The sequence below is a fragment of the Pantoea sp. ME81 genome (genome assembly GCF_903970985.1).
In the GTDB taxonomy this organism is placed as follows: Bacteria; Pseudomonadota; Gammaproteobacteria; order Enterobacterales; family Enterobacteriaceae; genus Pantoea; species Pantoea communis.
Genome location: NZ_CAJCKS010000045.1, coordinates 16,953 through 35,485, shown reverse-complemented (window position 1 = coordinate 35,485; position 18,533 = coordinate 16,953). Strand labels below are relative to the sequence as shown.

Here is an 18,533-nt window from a genome sequence, read left to right as displayed (position 1 = left end):
GGTGAGAAGCCCGGCAACAAGTTGATGCCCTCTTCCAGCGCGAGGAAGTAACGCTGCACCGCGCCACCCCACACTTCGCCTGGCACCACGCACAGCACGCCTGGTGGATAAGGCAATGCGCCTTCGGCAGCAATGCGCCCTTCAGCTTGCGCAATTGCCACCAGTTCCACCTCACCCCGGATGTAAGCCTGATGCGCATCCTGTGGATTCACTTCGACTTTCGGGAAGCAGGCTTCGCGGAACATCGCTTTCTGCAGATCTTTCACATCGTAGCTGACGTAGAGATCGTGCATCTCCTGACACAGGCGGCGCAGCGTGTAGCCTTTATAGCGCTCGATGTTTTTGCGATAGACGCTCGGCAGCACTTCAGCCAGCAGCGCATCCTCTTTCACATGGTGTTCAAACTGCTCCAGCATCGCCACCAGATGCGCCATCTTCTCCGGGTTCTCCGCTGGCGTCAGCAGGAACAGGATGGAGTTGAGATCGCACTTCTCCGGCACAATGCCGTTCTCGCGCAGGTAGTTCGCCAGAATAGTCGCCGGAATACCGAAGCTGGTGTATTCACCGCTGGCGGCATCAATGCCTGGCGTGGTCAGCAGCAGCTTGCAGGGATCGACCAGATACTGCTCGCTGGCGTAACCCTCAAAGCCGTGCCATTTCTCGCCTGGCGCCAGGCTGAAGTAAGCCGGATCGGCGGCGATAACCTCGGTTTCCGCCGACTGCCACAGCTTGCCGTGCACTTTCTCCGGCAGGAACGGCTGAATCATCTCGCAGCGTTCCAGAATCGCTTTACGTGCATCAATGCCGATGGTGACGCATTCGTGCCACATGCTGCGTCCGGCTTCACCTTTGTGCATGCGCGCATTGATATCCAGCGCGGCAAACAGCGGATAGAATGGGCTGGTTGAGGCGTGCAGCATAAAAGCGTTGTTGAGACGCTTATGTGGGCAGAAGCGCTTCTGGCCACGGATGTGGTTGTCTTTCTTGTGAATCTGCGAGGTCTGCGAGAAGCCCGCCAGCTGTTTGTGCACCGACTGGGTGACAAAAATGCCGGGATCGTTCTCGTTCAGCTCCAGCGTCAGCGGCGAGCAGCCTTCCATCAGCGGGATAAATTGCTCGTAGCCCAGCCACGCCGAATCAAACAGGATGTAATCACACAGATGGCCGATGCGATCCACCACCTGGCGAGCGTTGTAGACGGTGCCGTCATAGGTGCCAAGTTGGATAATTGCCAGGCGGAACGGGCGCTGATCTTTGGCGCGATGTGGCGCGACTTTCTGCACCTGTTCGCGCAGGTAGGCTTCATCAAAGCAGTGCGCATCAATGCCGCCGATAAAGCCGAACGGATTACGTGCCGCTTCCAGATACACCGGCGTAGCGCCCGCCTGAATCAGCGCACCGTGATGGTTGGATTTGTGGTTGTTGCGGTCAAACAGCACCAGATCGCCGCGCGTCAGCATGGCGTTGGTCACCACTTTGTTGGCGCTGGAGGTGCCGTTCAGCACGAAATAGGTTTTATCGGCGTTAAACACTTTCGCCGCGTACTTCTGTGCATGCTTGGCCGAACCTTCATGGATCAGCAGGTCGCCCAACTTGACGTCGGCGTTGCACATGTCGGAACGAAACACGTTCTCGCCATAGAATTCATAGAACTGACGCCCGGCCGGATGCTTACGGAAAAACGCCCCGCCCTGATGGCCCGGACAGGCAAAGGTGCTGTTCTGCATATCAACATAGCGCGTCAGGGTATCGAAGAACGGCGGCAGCAGGTCAGACTCATACGCCTGCGCGGCTTCTTCCAGCGCTTCCCACTCTTCCGGTGCACCGTTGATTTCCCCGGTCACGCCCGGCAGCTTCAGCACTTCTTCATCGAACGCGTTGGCGACAAACACCGGCAGATTAAAACCGGTCTGGCGCAACAGCGTTAACACGCCACTGCGTGTATCCGCCAGTGAGACGACCACCGCCGCCACATCGGTAAAATCAGTATTGTCGAGTGTCACCACATCACGCGCGGTGTTCAGGCTCAGGCTTGGCGCTACCGCAACGCTGGCAGCAATTTTCAATGGATTCATAACACAAATCCCCGTAATGAAGGATGAGTGGGTGCCAGTGGCACAGCAATGAGGAAAATTCCCCGGCGAATAACGTCTTCGGGCGGATCAACCGCCGCAACCGATAGACATCAGTAAAGTCAGATCGCGTCTGTCTTTAGTCATGTCCAACAGCATAGCGCGTTAAGCTGGCCTCACCGCATGGTGAGCGAGAATTGCGAACAACAGATGACGGAGGGCCGCTTATCGTAAAGCGAACGGAGACAAGTGCAAAAGCGCATTGTACCGAGCATGGCGGCGTCCTCAGGGTGGATGGAATCAGTGGAAAACTGCGGCGCAATGATGGCATCTTTTTTTTACTGGAACAACCCGTTGCAACGAGATTGATACGCATAGGCAACATTCAGCAACCATCTGATTAATAAGTGAATATCAAATCATTGAGTGATAAAAACGCTTAAATATCTTTATGTTATGCGAATTTATGCAAGGTGTGTCCGCCTTCGTGTTGCTCCCTGTTTCCAGAGGAGTAATATGGCCCGCACTTTCCTCAATCAGCCGGAGGCTGCATGTTTAAGGCATTAGTCATTGAAAATGATGAGCAGGGATACCGCACTTCCCTGCAGGATCTGTCGGAACAACAGTTGCCCGATCAGGATGTCACCCTCGAAGTCAGCTACTCCACCCTCAACTACAAAGACGCGCTGGCCATCTGCAATAAAGGGCCGATTGTGCGCCAATTCCCGATGGTACCGGGCATCGATTTTGTCGGTCGGGTGATCAGCAGCCGCCATCCAGAGTGGCAGCAGGACGATGTGGCACTGCTCACCGGTTGGGGTGTGGGGGAAAAGCATTGGGGCGGACTGGCGCAGAAGGCCAGCGTTTCTGGTGACTGGCTGGTGAAAGTGCCTGCGGCTTTAAGCCCGTTGCAGACCATGGCGATTGGTACCGCCGGTTTCACCGCGATGCTGTGCGTGCTGGCACTGGAAAAACAGGGCATCACGCCGCAGCAGGGTCCGGTGCTGGTGACGGGTGCCAGCGGCGGCGTCGGCAGTTTCAGCGTCAGTTTGCTGGCCCGTTTAGGGTATGACGTGGTGGCCTCCAGCGGACGTGCCAGTGACAGCGATTACCTGATCAACACCCTCGGCGCCTCCTCGATTATCGATCGCGCTGAACTGAGTGCGCCCGGCAAACCCCTGGCGAAAGAGCGCTGGGCTGCGGCGATTGATAGCGTCGGCAGCCATACGCTGGCCAACGTGCTGGCGGGCATCAAGCGCGATGGCGTGGTGGCTGCGTGCGGCATGGCGCAAGGCCTGGATCTGCCCACCAGCGTGGCACCGTTTATCCTGCGCGGCGTGGTGTTAGCCGGAGTGGATAGCGTGATGTGCGCTAAGCCGTTGCGTGAGCAAGCGTGGCAGCGTCTGGCTGAACTGGTGGATGGCGCACTGCTGGAGCAGTTGACCAAAGTGATTCCACTGAGTGAAGCACGTGAAGGTGCTGAAGCCTTGCTGGCGGGCGAAGTCCGTGGCCGTCTGATTGTCGATTGCCGGTAACTTTTTGGGCGCCATCAATGGCGCCCCACTTCTACGCCCGAAGCTGAATTTGCGGCCTGCCCTGCTCTTGCGGCATCACCACGTGCAGTTCCGCCTGATACCAGCGCGTCAGCGTAGTTTCCGTCATCACTTCTTGCGGTGAACCCTGCGCCACCAGCTTGCCCTGATGCAACAGCAGAATGCGATCGGACCACAGCGACGCCAGATTGAGATCGTGCAGCACGGTACAGACGCTAAAGCGGCCGTTACGCGTCAGTTTATGCAGCAATCGCAAACTGTACTGCTGCCAATACAGATCGAGTGCTGAAGTCGGCTCATCGAGAAACAGCCAGCCACGCGGGCCATCATCATGCCATAACTGCGCCAGCACTCGCGCCAGCTGCACGCGCTGCTGTTCCCCACCGGAGAGCGAACGATAATCGCGTTTCGCCAGTTCAAGACTGCCGGTAATCTGCATCACTTCCTCGATCACCGCTTTGGATTTGCTGGCAGGCCAGGGCGCACGGCCCATCGCCACCACCTCTTCAGCAGGCAGCGGAAAAGTCACGCTGTTTTGCTGGCGCATCACCGCACGACGTTGCGCCAGCGGTTCACGCGGCCAATCGTTTAACGGGCGATCGCCGAGCCAGCACTCCCCCGCTTCAGGCGCCAGAAACCCAGTTAACAGTCGCAACAGCGTGGACTTGCCTGCGCCGTTGGGGCCGATTAAGGAAATCATCTCACCAGGCTGCAAGGTAATAGAGACATCATCAATCAGCGCACGCGTGCCATGACTAAAGCGCAGGCCGCGAGCCTGCATTGAATCACTCATTCATCCCCCTTTTCTGACGCAGAATCAGCCAGAGAAACCATGGTCCACCGATCAGGCTGGTGATCAATCCCACCGGCATTTCCGCCGGGATCACCACCGTGCGCGCCAGCGTATCCGCCAGCAATAGCAAGATGGCTCCCGCCAGCGCCGAACCCGGCAACATCCAGCGATGATCACTCCCGACACAGAAACGCATCACGTGCGGCACCACCAATCCGACAAAGCCGATAATCCCGCTCACCGACACCGCCGTGCCCACCAGCAGCGCACTCAGCACCAGTAACTCACGCTGGGTGCGCTTCACATCAATCCCCATGTAATGCGCGTCTTCTTCACCGAGTTGCAGCAGGTTAAGACGACGCGCACGTGACTGGATGGCAATCAACGCAGGAAGAATCAGTACAGCACACACCACCAGACTCGGCCATTGTGCCGCGCTCAAACTGCCCATCCCCCACAGCGCCAGCTGGCGTAACTGCTGATCATTACTGAGCCAGGAGAGCACACCCACCGCCGCACCGCACAAGGCGTTGATGGCAATACCGATCAGCAACAAACGTGACAGATTCCCCAGCGCCAGCCGGCTGAAACTAAAGATCAGCAGCGTGACGACCAGGCTACCGATAAACGCAGCAATCGATGGCAGCCACAGCGCCAGCAACGGCGGCAAACTGAGCGGCACCACAATCGAAACCGCTACTGCTAGCCCCGCTCCACTGCTGATCCCAAGCAAACCCGGATCGGCCAGCGGATTGCGGAACAGGCCCTGCATCACCGCGCCAGAGACTGCCAATGCCATACCGAGCAACACCGCCAGTAACACGCGCGGCAGGCGGATGTTCAGCCAGATTTGCCACGCCATATCGCTGAGCGGTGCATGGAACAGCGTGCGCATCGACAGCGGCATGGCACCAAAATTGGCGGCCATCAGCATGCAAACCACCATGCTGATGCCCATCAATAACAGCCAGCGCATCACGACGGTGTTAGTCATGTTTTACCGCTTCGGCGGCCTTACGCAGCTTCACGATGGTCTCCGGCGTATCAAGACCAAAGCCCAACATGGCCATCTCATCGACCACCAGCAAGGCGTGATGCTGGCCTGCAGGTGTTAACGCCAGCCCGGGCAGCGACCAGATTTTCTCTTCGCCGCCGAGGGTGCGCAGACCATCTTCACCGACCACCACCAGATCCGGTGCCGCAGCAACCACACCTTCCTGTGACAGCTGCTGATAATGCGGGATCGCCGCCATGGCGTTGACCAGACCGGCACTGCGGATTGCAGCATCAGCGCCGGTTTGGTTGCCAGCTGCCTGAGTGCGCATGCCACCGTGCGCCATCACAAACAGCACTTTGACTGGCAGTGGCTGCTGGGGAATCTGCGCGCGCTGCTTGTTCACTTTCTCAATCAGCGCCTTCGCTTCGGCATCACGGTGCAATGCTTTACCGATGGTGGCAATCTTTTCCGGGATGGCGTCGAGGCTGGTTTTGCCGGTGACATCCACCACTTTCACGCCAGCGCTCTCGACCTGCTGCAACACCAGCGACGGTTTCGCCAGCTCGCTGGTCAGCACCAGCGTAGGCTTCATCGCCAGAATGCCCTCGGCATTAAGCTGGCGCATATAACCGATATCCGGCAACTTGTTAGCCTGCGCTGGATGCTGGCTGGTGCTGTCGCGCGCCACCAGATCGGCCTGTGCATCTAAGGCATAGATGATTTGCGTCACGTCACCGCCAATAGAGATCACCCGTTCAGCGGCAAATGCCGGCAGTGCCAGCGCGCCCAGCAATAACAGCGTCAGACGTTTCATGCTGTCGCTCCCAATGCAGTGACCTGCTCACGCCAGCGCGCCTGCTCTGGCTTACCTTCACTACGCTGACCATACAGCTGCGCGATCTGCGTGCCATCGGCAGCAAAGAGTTCGAGGCTGGTGACAAAGCCATCGCCACTCGGTTTGCGCGTCACCCAGCTCTCGGCAATGTGGTTCGCCATCAGGTGCAGCGTGAAGGTTGGGTTGAAGATGTTGACCCAGTTGTCCATCGGCATCAGCTTCTCCACCGCACCGGTGAAGATCTGCGTGCAACCCCGGTTGCCGATAAAGATCATGATTTCGTTGCCATCCTGCTGCGCCTGCTCCAGCAGTTGAGCCAGCGAATCGTTGCTGACCTGACGCGCCAGATCGTCCGGCACCGCGTGAAACGCCTGCTGGCGAGAGATATTATGGCGCTTCAGTAAGCCAAAGAACTGATGCACATCGGTGATGGCGCGCCATTCGGCTTCCACTTTATCGGCATCAATGGCGCGGCTGTGTTCTGGTACGGCGGCAGGTTGTGGATCGAGTGCCGCAGCGGCTTCAACGGTAAATTCGGCGATCAGCGCATCCCATGCCGCCATCTCGGTATTGTCAGTGGTGTAGATTTTCAGTACCGCATCCGCGTGGCGATCAAAGATCTGAATACTTTGACGCTCGCCGCGTGCCGTTTGCTCACGCAGGAAGAAGGCGCTGTGCCACTGTGCCGGGAAGAGACGCTGATCGAGCGCACGTGGGTTAAGGATCAGCCCGGCATGTTCGCCGAGGTGCAGGTTCTCATATTTGCCGACCTGCTCATGCACCGCATATTCGTTGCGGGTGATGCTTTTGGTTTCGCCAACGGCTTCCAGTGCCTTTAGCAACGCCGGGAAATCTGCTTTTAACGCTTGTGCATCCTGGCCGACGCGCGCTTCACACAGCTGTGCTTCGCCAATGCCCATCAGAGCGGCCAGATCGCGGGCATACTTCTTCGGATGTTCGCCCTTCAGCGCCAGATAGTGATCGTAACGTGGGTTCATTGCTCTTGCTCCATGAAAAGGCCCTGCGCGAACGCAGGGCGAAAAAATGATTAGAAGTCGACGTTCACACCGAGCTGGAAGGTGCGGCCTGGCTGAGTTGCCAGTGCGATATCGTTGCGATCCTGTGCGGTATCGCTGGTCATTTCGCGGCTGCTCAGGTAATCCCAATATTTACGATCTGTCAGGTTATACACGCCACCGCTCAGCTTGACGTTCTTAGCCACCTGCCAATAAGCCGTCAGATCGACCATACCGTAACCCGGCACGCGCTCGTAATCGGTGGTGGAATCGGTCAGTGCAGAACCGGTATTGGTATAGCTCTGGCGGTTGGTCGCCGTGGCTTTTTTGCCCTTCACGAAGGTAGCCGTCACAGCAGCACCGTACTCGTTCTGCGGCGCATCCCAACCCAGGCCCAGCACCGCTTTCATTGGCGGTACGCTCTCCAGATCGACATAACGGTCACCGAGGTAGCTCGACTTCGATTTACCTTCGTTGTAGCTAAAGGCGAAGCGTGCGCTCAGGCCCTGCACATCTTGATACCAGGTGCCGAAATTCACTTTCCCACTCAACTCAGCACCATAGATATAGGCTTTATCGCGATTCTCTGACTGATAAGTAGTGTAAATGTTGCTCGGAACGTTGGTGAATTTCTCCGGGCTACCGGCACGGGTGTAACGGTTATAGGCAATGAAGTTTTTATAAGCGTTATAGTAAACCGCTGTGTTCATCACCACGCCTTCGGTCGGCTGTCCTTTCAGACCCCATTCGAAGTTGTTGCTGGTTTCGGTTTTCAAATCCGGGTTACCAATCAGCGCATATTGCTGACTACCCGCATAGCTGGAACCGAGGTTCCATGAACCATACAGCTGGCTGGCGTTCGGGAATTGTGCGCCGCGCTTGTATTGCAGATAGGTCATCAGTGTTGGCGTGAGCTCATACTGGAATGCCAGTGATGGCAGAACCTGCGTATCGCTATTGCCTGAGCCATAAAGCGTTTCAACTTCTGATTCGGTTAGAACGGTGCTGCCGCTGGTCAGGCTGCTGAGGTTATCAGGCTTGGTATTTTGGTAAGCCACACGTACGCCCGGCACCACCGCAAAGTTGTGGCCATCCAGGTCGAAGTTGATCTTATCCTGCACAAAGCCGCCCAGCGTGTAGCTGCGGCTGTCTGCTTCAGGCTGCATGATCACACTGTAGGTGCTTGGCGTCGGTGACTGGCGGAATGGACGTTCGGTTTTTTCCAGACGTCCATTCAAACCCGCAGTCAGCTCATGGCGACCCAGCGTTTTAGCCAGGTTGGTTTCAAAGCCGTAGCTGTCAGTGTTGTAGTCCGAGTAAACCGTTTCATAGGCTGACGCACTCGAAGGCATATAGGTGTTGTCATGCGCTTCGGTGTGCTGCCAGTAGACACGCGTGCTCAGGCTGTCGATGAAGTCGTTGTAAGGCGTGTACTCGTCCGCCAGGCTCAGGCCGAAGCGACGGGTATCGCTCTGCTGCTGTGCGGTGCCGTATACGGTATTGCCTGAAGTATCCCAGCTGTCGTAATGGGTGTGATTGGTTTTATGGTAGAAATCGGCGGTACCGGTGATTTTGTGCGCGTCATTCGGCTCCCACACCACGCTGCCCAGCAGTGCGTCAGAGTGCCAGTTGGCAGGATAGGCGCCACGGCTCGCATCATTGTTTTGCGTTTCCTGGCCATCGCGACGGCTGTAAACAAAGATACCGCGCAGTTCCTGATCGCCTGCTGCGGCAGTGATGCCGTTGTGCCAGCTGCGGTTGGAGGAATCGAAGTCGCTCTGGTAGCCAAAGTAGGTGGTTTTACCGGGATGTAAGTAGTCGTCTGGCGTCTTGTTGCGGAACGATACCGCACCACCAATCGCGGTGTTGGCCTGAGAGACTGAAGTCGCGCCTTTATCAATATCCACGCGACCAAACATGTATGGGTCGATGTAATCGCGGCCAATACCAAAGGTATCCAAACCAGCGCGGCTGACGTAGCTACGGCCAGTGGCATCCGGCAGAGAAACACCGTCAACGTTGATATCGACGCGGTTGCTTTCCAGCCCACGGATGTTGTAGCCGGTGTAGCCCGCGCGATCGAAGCCACTTTTACCTGCTGAAGAGCCGCCGCTCGCTCCGGTTGCCGTCACGCCCGGTTCGTAACGCATGATGGTACCGAAATCATTGCCGCCATCCCGCTGCATATCGGCGGCGGTAATGGTGCTTTTGCTACCGGCTTGTTTCTCCAGCTTCGGCGCAGTTACCGTCATAACCGGCTCTGCACTGGTGGATTTGTCAGAAGATAAAGCAAGTGTCGTGTTATCGCTGGCTGCATAGCTGCAAGCGGCGTGAATAGCGGAAGACAAAATCGCAACTTTAAACAGACGTTGCTGGGTCATTCCCTGAAAGAGTGAAGACATGCGCGAAATACCTGGTTAATTGTTAGTATTCGCTCACTGGATTGCCGCCAAAAAAACGCGAAAAGCGTTAATAAACCGTAAAATGTGTGGACTTATTTTATGTAATAAATAATTTCGTCAGGAATGTAATGCAATTGGTAATCATTATCAATAAACTTTACACTAAGATGTATCTTAGACCGCACATTTTGTTAACTTGTTTATAATCAATAATTAAGAAGAGGCGCCTGATGTCGCAAAAACCGGCTGTGACGATTTACTACTGCACTCAATGCAACTGGCTGCTGCGTTCGGCGTGGATGGCGCAGGAACTGCTGCACACTTTTGCCGAAGATTTAGGCGCAGTGACGCTGAAACCTGGTACCGGCGGCGTGTTTGAAATCTCGATTGATGGCACGGTGATTTGGGAGCGTAAACAGGAAGGCGGATTCCCGGATGCGGCCGCGCTGAAACAGCGCGTGCGTGATTTCTGCTGGCCGGATCGCGAGTTAGGGCACGTGGATAAGAAGAAGCCCTAGAGATTATGGCGTTTGAGGCGCACTTAGGTGCGCTCTTAACAAATCATGACAACGCTAATGCCTGCGAGCGTTAACTGCTGGCGATTTTTTCTGTCGCTTCGTTCAGTGCATTAATCACAATTTCGAGCGACTCAGGCGAAATATCTTCCTGGGATAAGCGATGATTCAGCGTGTGTCGAATATGATGAATCGCCTGCTCGACTTCCGGAATACTGCGATTATTCACCAGAATCGCCAGCGAAGTCAGTCGCTCAATAATATTGGCAATATTCTCGCCGTTCTCGGCTAATAATGCGCGACCACCTTCATTGAGTGCGTAGGCTTTACGCGATGCATGTGCATCTACCACGCGGATCGCATCCATCTCTTCGAGCAAAGTGAGGTTAGGATAGATGATGCCAGGGCTGGGGGAATATTCCCCTTTGGACAGCTCTTCCACTGACTTGATCAGCTCATAGCCATGCGCAGAACCGTTGGCGAGGAAATGCATCATCAACAGGCGGATATCACTGGCATCCAGCATCCTTTCCCGGCGCTTTTTACGCGCACCTGCACAGATTGCACGTTGTGCATTATCGGACTGCCATGGAAAATCCCGCTGCTGTTTCATTGCCTTCCCTGAGGTCAATTAAGGGAGGTTGATAGTAGTCTGCCGCCTGGCAAAATTCAACACAGGCGGCAGCGGGCGCGGCGAAGTCAGTTATTTCTGATGCCAGTAGGCCACCGCGCGTACGAAATCAGTGTGCGCACCACGGCGTTGCGTGAAGTAGTCGCTCAGCAGTTTCACCGCTTCACCTTCACCGGTCAGCCAGATGAAATACTCTTCTGTGGGCAGTGAGATTTGATCCAGCTTTGCAATCAGCAGGCCGAGGTTATCTACCTGCATACTGCCACTGCCGAGCCAGGTCACCTGCACATTCGGCAGATCGCCGAGGTAATCACGTCCGGTGGTTTCATCGGCGTAGGCCAGCAGATGGATCTGCTGCGCCTGCATCTCAGCGTAACGGCGCTTAAAGGCTGGCAGGCCGGTCTCATCGCACACGTAAATCTGGCAAGCATAATCCACGGGCACCACACAGGAGCCACGCGGGCCGCCCATGGCGATTTGATCACCTGGTTTTGCCTCATTCGCCCAGCTGCTGGCCACGCCGCCATCGTGAATATAGAAATCGAGCGTCAGGGAATCCGTACCGTTAAACGCCAGCGGCGTGTAGTCACGCGCCGCCGGACGTACGCCACCAGGCCAGACGATCCCTTCTTCGGTCATTTGCGGCAAGGCCAAAGCACTGCCAGCGTTGTCCGGGAAGAACACTTTGATGTGATCGTCGAACGATGGCGAATTGAAGCCCGCCAGATCGCTGCCGGTAAACTCGATGCGCCAGAATTCACCGGCGATTAAGGTTTTGCTCGCCACGGTGATATGACGGAAACGTAATTCGTTGCGTACGCGCTTCGGTGCGCGATCGTTAGTGTTTTTTTGCAAGTGTTCTCTCCAGGCAGATACATCATGCTGACGTCCCTGCCAATCGGTGTATTTAAAGGATTGCCAGTGCTTCGGCGGCCATTTCCGCGACCTGTGAGTCGTTAGCGCCGTGCGCCCCGCTCACGCCAACCGCGCCAATCACTTCGCCGTTAAGCCATAAAGGAATACCGCCTTCCAGCGGGGTGACGCCGGGCGTGGCCAGAAAACTCGGGCTGCCAGCGTTGATGAAGGTCTCAAATTCTTTTGACGGTGCACGCAGCAGTGCTGCCGTGCGCGCTTTGCCCAGCGCCACCGTCGGGCTGATGCCAATCGCCTTGTCGCTGCGATCCAGGCTCACTAATTCGCCCGCACGATCCACCACGGCCACACTGATATGCCAGCCGAATTCTGCTGCGGCCTCAAATGCGGCGTTAATCACCACGCGAGCAGCTGCCAAAGAGATGGTGTGACAAGGGTTTGCCAGCGCACTGCTGGCCGATGCTGATTGTTTATCCATAATTTTGCCCCGTACCGGACGTCAGAAGTCCGCGCATGAATCAAACGTTATCGAAAATCATTCTCATCTGACGTCAGGAAGAATAGCTATGATATATCTTCGATGCAATGCCGAAAAATGCTATTGGGAAAAGTTGCAGAATTTTCGGTGTGGCTTGGCAGGTATTAACGCTGAAGGGGTTTCAGGAGAGCACCGCAGCGAGTTCTCCCGCACAGGGAATTGAGTTCGACTCGCGAACAACAGCAAGCAACGATCGCGCCGCAACAAACGTGCGGCGTGTCATCGATATTAACGGAGTAAAGCGCGGTAAAACGGAGGTGAAATCAGGCCTGATGGTGACTGCAGTTGACGAAGCTATTGTCATCCTGGCTGTGCTGCGGCAGCGGGTTATCACCCACAATTTCATGCTGCTGGCAGTGAGTCTGATGAGGATGCAGGCCGCCCGGCGGAGAGAAAGGCTCAGCCATCTGTGCACTTGCCAGCGAGGAAAACGCCACAAGCGCTGTCATGAGGAACAACGGTAAAAGTCGCATAATTTTTTCTTTTTCACTTTAGCGGTCCAGAGCGGACCAGGAATGCAGGTGATTATCCAGCCTGATGTGTGGCGGCTGGTGTTTTACGCGGCCAATCAGGTTTCAATGAAGGATTTTACGCCAGTTACGGCGAATATTTTATAAAATCGTGCGGTTAGTCACAGATAACCGCACGATTTATGCATTAGCAGGTGGAGACCGGAATATAGAAAGTGCCCTGCAGCAAATCGGGCGTGCTGTATTTCAGATCCAGCTTGAGCAGGTCTTTACCTGCCCGGCGCGCCACACCCAGTGCAGGCAAGTGGTTGTAGTAAATCTCGGCGGTAAACGCGTTGATCTCTTCCGGCGTACCGTGCCAGTCAATTTCCGCATATAAACCACTCTCGCCGGTCCAGTTCTGCACATTGCGCGGCAGCACATCGGCATACTGACTCTCCAGTGCCTGGAACAAGCTAATGTGCTGCTGATCGGCAGAATTCACTCCCGGACTGAACTGGAAGCCCAGCCAGCCACGGCTGACATGTTTACCGGCAAAGCGGACAAAATCGCGGGTATGCTGCGCGACCACCTGATTATGATGATCGATGTACTCGCCAAAGCGGCACTCCCACTCAATCACTTCACCACACAGCTGCAACTCCGGCTTCTCGGCCAGACGCGCGTTGACCCACGAACGCTGCGTGGAAATACGACTGTGGAAATCCTTCATCAGCATGTCCGGGATACGACGATAGGCGCCGGGCGTCATGGAGAAGTGGCTTTTAAATACCCTCGTGAAATTCTGCTGGTTATCGAAGCCAAAGCGCACGGCAATATCGATCAGCGGCATGCTGGTCAAACGCAGCGCCATCGCTGACATGGTCAGGCGACGCTTGCGCGTATACGAGGCCAGCGTTTGGCCGGTCATCTCTTTGAACATGCGCTGCATGTGCCACTTGGAGTAACCAGATTTCAGGGTAATCAGATCGATATTGAGCTCATCGGTCAGATTCGCCTCTATCCAGTCCACCAGATCGTTGATGTACTGTTTTTTAAGATTCAGGCTGAGCATGATTTTTTCAATCGAGTGATAAGTGTGAAGGTAATGAATTTGCGCGATTAGTCACATAAATATAACAAAAACGTATTACTTACGTAAGGAAGAGTAAAGGCAGCGAGGCGGGAAAAGCATTAATTGCTTAGGTTACTAACGTTTTAGGGTCAATTTTTGCACTGCGATAATGTGAATAAGGTCGCTATTACCAGCGACCTTCACGCAATTTTTGTAACGGGGTGCACACTGTTGCGAAACCGGTCTCTGTGAAGACTCAGTGCGTATGCATGCCTGCCGCGTTCATCATCATACGAAACAGTGATGCCACCACACCCAGTGCCAGCACGCTTGCGCCATAAATGATGACCAGCCACATCACCCGCTTCCACCATGGCGACGGCGTTACCCTGTCTTTCATCTTGCTGACCTGGATTGGCATATCAATGGTACCCCTCATCGGCTTTGATTTTTCCGCGGAACACGTAGTAACTCCAGAAGGTGTAACCCAGAATCACCGGAATAATCAGTAAAGCGCCCACCAACATAAACGCCTGGCTGCTGGCCGGAGATGCGGCCTGCCAGATAGTGATCGACGGCGGTACGATGTTTGGCCAGATGCTAATGCCCAGACCGGAAAAACCGAGGAAAATCAGCGCCAGCGTCAAAAGAAACGGTGAGTAATGCGCCTCACGCTTGATGGCGCGCACAATCCCCCACGAGCACAGCACCACCAGTAGCGGAACCGGCAGGAACCAGAACAGGTTGGGACGTGAGAACCAGCGTTGCGCGATATCCGCGTGGGTGAGCGGCGTCCAGACACTGATAATGCCAACCACCAACAGCAGCGTCAGGGTGAGCGGTGTGGCCAGCGCTGACATTTTGCGGTGCAGGTCGTGCTCAGTTTTCATAATCAGCCAGGTGCAGCCCAGCAGTGCATAAGCAATCACTAAGCCAACACCGCAGAACAGCGGGAACGGCGCCAGCCAACTCATTGCTGAACCGACATATTCACGGCCTGATACCGGGAAGCCATTAAGAATGGCGCCCACGGCCACGCCCTGACTAAAGGTCGCCAGCAGCGATCCGGCGATGAACGATTTATCCCAAAACGGACGATGCTCTTCGGTAGCTTTAAAGCGGAACTCAAACGCCACGCCGCGAAAAATCAAACCGATGAGCATCGCGGTTAACGGGATCGATAGCGCATCCAGCAGCACCGAATAGGCCAGCGGGAATGCGCCATACAGCGCCGCGCCACCCAGCACCAGCCAGGTTTCGTTACCATCCCACACTGGCGCCACAGTGTTGACCATCATGTCACGCTCGATCGGATCTTTGTTGAACGGCAGCAACAGTCCAATGCCCAAATCGAAGCCATCCATCACGATATACATCAGGGTGCCAAACACGATGATGGCGAACCAGATGATAGAAAAGTCGATCATAATTATTGCTCCCCACGTTTATGGGTATTGGCCGCTGACAGCGGACGAGCCGGAGTGTGTTGCTCGCCCGGGCCACCGTGCGCCACTTCTCTACCTTCACCGGTCACTGGACCTTGTTTAATCAGGCTCATCATGTAGTGATAGCCGACACCAAACACCGAGCAGTAGACCACGATGAACGTCATCAGACTGATGCTCATGTGCAGATTGCCATGGGCGGAGACCGCATCAATGGTGCGCTGCACGCCATATACTACCCACGGCTGGCGACCCATTTCGGTGGTGATCCATCCCGCCAGAATGGCGATCAGTCCCGATGGACCCATCAGCAAGCAGAACCACAAAAACGGCCGCGACTGATACAGGCGCTTCTTCATCCGCAGCCACAGGCTGATCACTCCCATACCGATCATCAACAAACCGAGCGCGACCATCACGCGGAACGACCAGAAAATCACGGTGGAGTTTGGGCGATCCTCTTTCGGGAAGGTTTTCAGTGCCGGGATTTGCTTCTGAAGACTGTGCGTCAGAATCAGGCTACCGAGATAGGGAATTTCCAGCGCATATTTGGTGCGCTCCTGCTCCATATCCGGCACACCGAACAGAATCAGTGGCGTGGCTTCACCCGGCTTGTTTTCCCAGTGCCCTTCTATCGCCGCGATTTTGGCTGGCTGATATTCCAGCGTGTTCAGGCCATGCGCATCGCCGATAAACGCCTGAATCGGAGAGACGATCAGTGCCATCCACAGCGCCATCGAAAACATCTTGCGCACGGCTGGGTTGTCATTGCCGCGCAGCAGATGCCAGGCCGCTGAAGCGCCGACAAAGAAGGCACTGGCGAGGAAAGCCGCGGTGGACATATGCAGCAATCGGAACGGGAATGACGGGTTAAAAATGATCCTGAGCCAGTCCTCCGGCACCACAACGCCGTTTTCGATGATGTAACCCTGTGGGGTGTGCATCCAGCTGTTACTGGCCAGAATCCAGAAGGTCGAGAAAATGGTGCCTAACGCCACCATGCAGGTGGCGAAGAAGTGCAGACCGGGGCCGACGCGGTTCCAGCCAAACAGCATCACACCGAGGAAACCCGCTTCGAGGAAGAAGGCGGTTAATACTTCATAGGTGAGCAGCGGACCGGTGATACTGCCGGCAAACTGCGAGAAACCACTCCAGTTAGTGCCGAACTGGTAAGCCATTACCAGCCCGGAGACCACGCCCATACCGAAGTTAACGGCAAAGGCTTTGGACCAAAAATGATAGAGATCGCGATAGGTCTCGTTGCGGGTTTTCAGCCACATCCCTTCGAGCACCGCCAGGAAACTGGCGAGGCCGATGGTGATGGCTGGAAAAATAATATGGAAGGAGACAGTAAAGGCGAACTGTATCCTTGCCAGGTGAAAGGCATCTAATCCAAACATTGCTTACCTCATTGCCACAAAGTGCACTGGAATTTTTACTTATAATGAACAACAGCGTGCGGGGAGTTATTTCGTCTTATCGCATGAAAGGTCGCACTAATGTAAAGGGAAGACGCCAGAACGAAAATAAACAGAGGAAGTCTGTAAAACTATAACAGTGTTTTTTGATGGCGATCATTGTCTCAATCAGAAACTAATTGATTGATATGACAGCCCCAAGGTTAACAATCATCATTTATTGTGACGATATTGTTATTAATCCATGAGTCAGAAATTCAGCGTTAGCAACTAAGCACTTCATTTGATTATTATTAAATGCAGACAACATAAAGGTTAATTAACTTTCTCACCAAATGGCGTGTCAATAATTCCAGACAATATGGTGTTATCCCGATTGTTAATTAAAATGGCCGGTTTTTAATACCAAACGATATATTTTTCCAGACCTGCACTCAGCGCATCGCGCTCTCTTCACTCTTAACGCTTTGCGGCATAGCGTTTGCAAGCATTAACCCGCTGTGCTTTTTTAGAGCAGCAAAGCCATCGGTTAATCAGCGAAGGAGAGGTTATGACCCGTCTTACCGCACAGGATTTTCCCCAGGAACTGCTTGAGTTATATGACTATTACGCGCACGGCAGGATCAGTAAACGTGAGTTCATCACCCTGGCCGCCAAATTCACCATCGCCGGTATGACCGGTGCCACCCTGCTTACCGCCATGAGCCCCAACTATGCACTGGCGCAGCAAGTTGAATTCACCGACCCCGAGATCAAACCCGAATACATCCACTATCCCTCTCCGCAAGGCCATGGCGAGGTGCGCGGCTATCTGGTGCGTCCAGCCAAGGCAACCGGCAAAGTGGGCGCGGTGGTGGTGGTGCATGAGAATCGCGGACTGAATCCATACATTGAAGATGTCGCACGTCGCGTGGCGAAAGCCGGATATATCGCGCTGGCACCGGATGGCCTGAGCTCAATGGGCGGTTATCCGGGTAATGATGAAGAGGGTCGTGCAATGCAGGCCAAAGTCGATCCCACTAAGTTGATGAACGACTTTTTTGCTGCCGTTGATTTCCTGATGCACCACGAAGAAGGCACTGGCAAGGTGGGCATCACTGGCTTCTGTTACGGCGGCGGTGTGGCGAATGCTGCTGCGGTGGCCTTCCCCGAACTGGCTTGTGCAGTGCCGTTTTATGGTCGCCAGCCCAAAGCGGAAGACGTGCCGCGCATCAACGCCCCGCTGCTGCTGCACTATGCCGCGTTAGACAAAGGCATCAACGAAGGCTGGCCAGCGTATGAAGAGGCGCTGAAAGCTAACCATAAAACCTATGAAGCCTATATCTATCCCGGCGTGAATCACGGTTTCCACAATGATTCGACACCGCGTTATGACAAAGCGGCAGCAGAGCTGGCGTGGAGCAGGACGTTGGGATGGTTTGAGAAATATTTGCACGTCTGATAGTGCTGAACTTGCGTAGCGGACTGATTTATCGAGTGTTCCCAGGTGCTGACACATCAAGGAGATGCGCGATGCATGAGGCCGCTACGCCTCCGCGTTATCCTTCACAATGCGGTGTACATTGCTTTCCAGCCAGTCAGCCAGCCCAATCACATGCCCTTCAACTTCACGTCCGAGCGGCGTCAGGCGATATTCCACATGCGGTGGCACCACTTCATAGGCGATGCGTTCGATAAACCCATCTTCTTCCATATAGCGCAGCGTTTGCGCCAGCATGCGTTCACTGACGCCACCAATCTTGCGGCGCAACTCGCTAAAACGCAGCGTTTCTTCGCGCAGCGCTAATAATACCAATACGCTCCAGCGGCTGGTGATGCGCTTGAGCACGTCGCGTGAAGGGCAATTCACGTTAAGCAGCTCGCCACGGATAAATTTATTACTCAATTTTTCAGACATTTACGCTGCCTCTTCCAAACTAAC

General features: G+C 55.0%; 18 protein-coding genes. 4 read left to right on the top strand and 14 right to left on the bottom strand.

What is annotated here, in order from left to right; genetic code table 11:
* Nucleotides 1-2,075, bottom strand: a 2,075-nt coding sequence (locus H7A81_RS10865) for an ornithine decarboxylase (RefSeq protein ID WP_182057486.1), incomplete at its 3' end; no start/stop codon positions are given.
* 548 nt (nt 2,076-2,623) lie between these two features.
* Here H7A81_RS10865 and H7A81_RS10860 point away from each other — a divergent pair.
* Nucleotides 2,624-3,607 carry an MDR family oxidoreductase gene (locus H7A81_RS10860; RefSeq protein ID WP_166932817.1) on the top strand — a complete coding sequence of 328 codons (984 nt, stop codon included), beginning with the start codon at nt 2,624-2,626 and terminating at the stop codon, nt 3,605-3,607.
* 31 nt (nt 3,608-3,638) lie between these two features.
* Here the strand turns inward: H7A81_RS10860 and H7A81_RS10855 are convergent, their stop codons facing one another.
* From H7A81_RS10855 to H7A81_RS10835, 5 genes are read right to left on the bottom strand one after another with little or no spacing between them, the layout of a single operon-like run.
* Nucleotides 3,639-4,418, bottom strand: coding sequence for a heme ABC transporter ATP-binding protein (locus H7A81_RS10855; RefSeq protein WP_058959326.1), 780 nt, complete (start codon nt 4,416-4,418; stop codon nt 3,639-3,641).
* Nucleotides 4,411-5,412, bottom strand: a complete 1,002-nt coding sequence (locus H7A81_RS10850) for an iron ABC transporter permease (RefSeq protein WP_182057485.1) — start codon at nt 5,410-5,412, stop codon at nt 4,411-4,413. Before H7A81_RS10850 ends, H7A81_RS10855 begins: the two co-directional genes overlap by 8 nt.
* Nucleotides 5,405-6,229, bottom strand: coding sequence for a hemin ABC transporter substrate-binding protein (locus H7A81_RS10845; RefSeq protein ID WP_034823284.1), 825 nt, complete (start codon nt 6,227-6,229; stop codon nt 5,405-5,407). Before H7A81_RS10845 ends, H7A81_RS10850 begins: the two co-directional genes overlap by 8 nt.
* On the bottom strand, nt 6,226-7,248 hold the full coding sequence (locus tag H7A81_RS10840; RefSeq protein ID WP_182057484.1) for a hemin-degrading factor: 1,023 nt from the start codon (nt 7,246-7,248) through the stop codon (nt 6,226-6,228). The genes H7A81_RS10845 and H7A81_RS10840 overlap by 4 nt, the downstream gene beginning before the upstream one ends.
* A 50-nt stretch (nt 7,249-7,298) precedes the next feature.
* Entirely contained in the window at nt 7,299-9,668 is a 2,370-nt protein-coding gene (locus H7A81_RS10835; protein WP_182057483.1) for a TonB-dependent hemoglobin/transferrin/lactoferrin family receptor, read from the bottom strand.
* Between the two features lie 230 nt (nt 9,669-9,898).
* Between H7A81_RS10835 and H7A81_RS10830 the strand changes: the two genes are divergently transcribed.
* The gene (locus tag H7A81_RS10830) at nt 9,899-10,186 is read left to right on the top strand and encodes a SelT/SelW/SelH family protein (protein ID WP_182057482.1); all 288 of its coding nucleotides are present in this window, start codon (nt 9,899-9,901) and stop codon (nt 10,184-10,186) included.
* Between the two features lie 70 nt (nt 10,187-10,256).
* On the opposite strand, the gene H7A81_RS10825 is transcribed toward H7A81_RS10830, so the two are convergent.
* The 3 genes from H7A81_RS10825 to H7A81_RS10815 all read right to left on the bottom strand — a co-directional run bounded on the left by H7A81_RS10825 (nt 10,257) and on the right by H7A81_RS10815 (nt 12,165).
* Complete coding sequence (locus H7A81_RS10825) at nt 10,257-10,796, bottom strand: PadR family transcriptional regulator (protein ID WP_182057481.1); 540 nt, start codon at nt 10,794-10,796, stop codon at nt 10,257-10,259.
* 90 nt (nt 10,797-10,886) lie between these two features.
* The gene (locus H7A81_RS10820) at nt 10,887-11,669 is read right to left on the bottom strand and encodes a siderophore-interacting protein (protein ID WP_182057480.1); all 783 of its coding nucleotides are present in this window, start codon (nt 11,667-11,669) and stop codon (nt 10,887-10,889) included.
* Between the two features lie 52 nt (nt 11,670-11,721).
* A complete protein-coding gene (locus H7A81_RS10815) occupies nt 11,722-12,165 on the bottom strand; it encodes a heme-binding protein (protein ID WP_160868809.1) in 444 nt (147 codons plus the stop codon).
* A 149-nt stretch (nt 12,166-12,314) separates the two neighbouring features.
* Here H7A81_RS10815 and H7A81_RS10810 point away from each other — a divergent pair, with 149 nt between their 5' ends.
* Nucleotides 12,315-12,689: a hypothetical protein gene (locus tag H7A81_RS10810; RefSeq protein WP_182057479.1), complete on the top strand. Its 375-nt coding sequence runs from the start codon at nt 12,315-12,317 to the stop codon at nt 12,687-12,689.
* 193 nt (nt 12,690-12,882) lie between these two features.
* On the opposite strand, the gene H7A81_RS10805 is transcribed toward H7A81_RS10810, so the two are convergent.
* The 4 genes from H7A81_RS10805 to H7A81_RS10790 all read right to left on the bottom strand — a co-directional run bounded on the left by H7A81_RS10805 (nt 12,883) and on the right by H7A81_RS10790 (nt 16,594).
* The gene (locus H7A81_RS10805) at nt 12,883-13,749 is read right to left on the bottom strand and encodes a helix-turn-helix domain-containing protein (RefSeq protein ID WP_034823295.1); all 867 of its coding nucleotides are present in this window, start codon (nt 13,747-13,749) and stop codon (nt 12,883-12,885) included.
* 256 nt (nt 13,750-14,005) lie between these two features.
* Nucleotides 14,006-14,170: a DUF2474 domain-containing protein gene (locus tag H7A81_RS10800; RefSeq protein WP_064511324.1), complete on the bottom strand. Its 165-nt coding sequence runs from the start codon at nt 14,168-14,170 to the stop codon at nt 14,006-14,008.
* A gap of 1 nt (nt 14,171) precedes the next feature.
* A complete protein-coding gene (gene cydB, locus H7A81_RS10795) occupies nt 14,172-15,176 on the bottom strand; it encodes a cytochrome d ubiquinol oxidase subunit II (protein ID WP_160833030.1) in 1,005 nt (334 codons plus the stop codon).
* A gap of 2 nt (nt 15,177-15,178) precedes the next feature.
* Nucleotides 15,179-16,594 carry a cytochrome ubiquinol oxidase subunit I gene (locus tag H7A81_RS10790; RefSeq protein WP_182057478.1) on the bottom strand — a complete coding sequence of 472 codons (1,416 nt, stop codon included), beginning with the start codon at nt 16,592-16,594 and terminating at the stop codon, nt 15,179-15,181.
* Nucleotides 16,595-17,162: 568 nt separating this feature from the next.
* Between H7A81_RS10790 and yghX the strand changes: the two genes are divergently transcribed.
* A complete protein-coding gene (yghX, locus tag H7A81_RS10785) occupies nt 17,163-18,053 on the top strand; it encodes a YghX family hydrolase (RefSeq protein WP_097118080.1) in 891 nt (296 codons plus the stop codon).
* A gap of 84 nt (nt 18,054-18,137) precedes the next feature.
* Here the strand turns inward: yghX and H7A81_RS10780 are convergent, their stop codons facing one another.
* Complete coding sequence (locus tag H7A81_RS10780; RefSeq protein ID WP_182057477.1) at nt 18,138-18,509, bottom strand: helix-turn-helix domain-containing protein; 372 nt, start codon at nt 18,507-18,509, stop codon at nt 18,138-18,140.
* Nucleotides 18,510-18,533: the final 24 nt, after the last annotated feature.

Excerpts from the sequence above, each read along its gene's own strand:
- H7A81_RS10845 (WP_034823284.1), bottom strand. The coding sequence starts at position 6,229 with ATGAAACGTCTGACGCTGTTATTGCTGGGCGCGCTGGCACTGCCGGCA.
- H7A81_RS10850 (WP_182057485.1), bottom strand. The coding sequence starts at position 5,412 with ATGACTAACACCGTCGTGATGCGCTGGCTGTTATTGATGGGCATCAGC.
- H7A81_RS10855 (WP_058959326.1), bottom strand. The coding sequence starts at position 4,418 with ATGAGTGATTCAATGCAGGCTCGCGGCCTGCGCTTTAGTCATGGCACG.
- H7A81_RS10860 (WP_166932817.1), top strand. The coding sequence starts at position 2,624 with ATGTTTAAGGCATTAGTCATTGAAAATGATGAGCAGGGATACCGCACT.
- yghX (WP_097118080.1), top strand. The coding sequence starts at position 17,163 with ATGACCCGTCTTACCGCACAGGATTTTCCCCAGGAACTGCTTGAGTTA.
- cydB (WP_160833030.1), bottom strand. The coding sequence starts at position 15,176 with ATGATCGACTTTTCTATCATCTGGTTCGCCATCATCGTGTTTGGCACC.
- H7A81_RS10830 (WP_182057482.1), top strand. The coding sequence starts at position 9,899 with ATGTCGCAAAAACCGGCTGTGACGATTTACTACTGCACTCAATGCAAC.
- H7A81_RS10800 (WP_064511324.1), bottom strand. The coding sequence starts at position 14,170 with ATGCCAATCCAGGTCAGCAAGATGAAAGACAGGGTAACGCCGTCGCCA.
- H7A81_RS10840 (WP_182057484.1), bottom strand. The coding sequence starts at position 7,248 with ATGAACCCACGTTACGATCACTATCTGGCGCTGAAGGGCGAACATCCG.
- H7A81_RS10825 (WP_182057481.1), bottom strand. The coding sequence starts at position 10,796 with ATGAAACAGCAGCGGGATTTTCCATGGCAGTCCGATAATGCACAACGT.
- H7A81_RS10815 (WP_160868809.1), bottom strand. The coding sequence starts at position 12,165 with ATGGATAAACAATCAGCATCGGCCAGCAGTGCGCTGGCAAACCCTTGT.
- H7A81_RS10835 (WP_182057483.1), bottom strand. The coding sequence starts at position 9,668 with ATGTCTTCACTCTTTCAGGGAATGACCCAGCAACGTCTGTTTAAAGTT.
- H7A81_RS10805 (WP_034823295.1), bottom strand. The coding sequence starts at position 13,749 with ATGCTCAGCCTGAATCTTAAAAAACAGTACATCAACGATCTGGTGGAC.
- H7A81_RS10790 (WP_182057478.1), bottom strand. The coding sequence starts at position 16,594 with ATGTTTGGATTAGATGCCTTTCACCTGGCAAGGATACAGTTCGCCTTT.
- H7A81_RS10780 (WP_182057477.1), bottom strand. The coding sequence starts at position 18,509 with ATGTCTGAAAAATTGAGTAATAAATTTATCCGTGGCGAGCTGCTTAAC.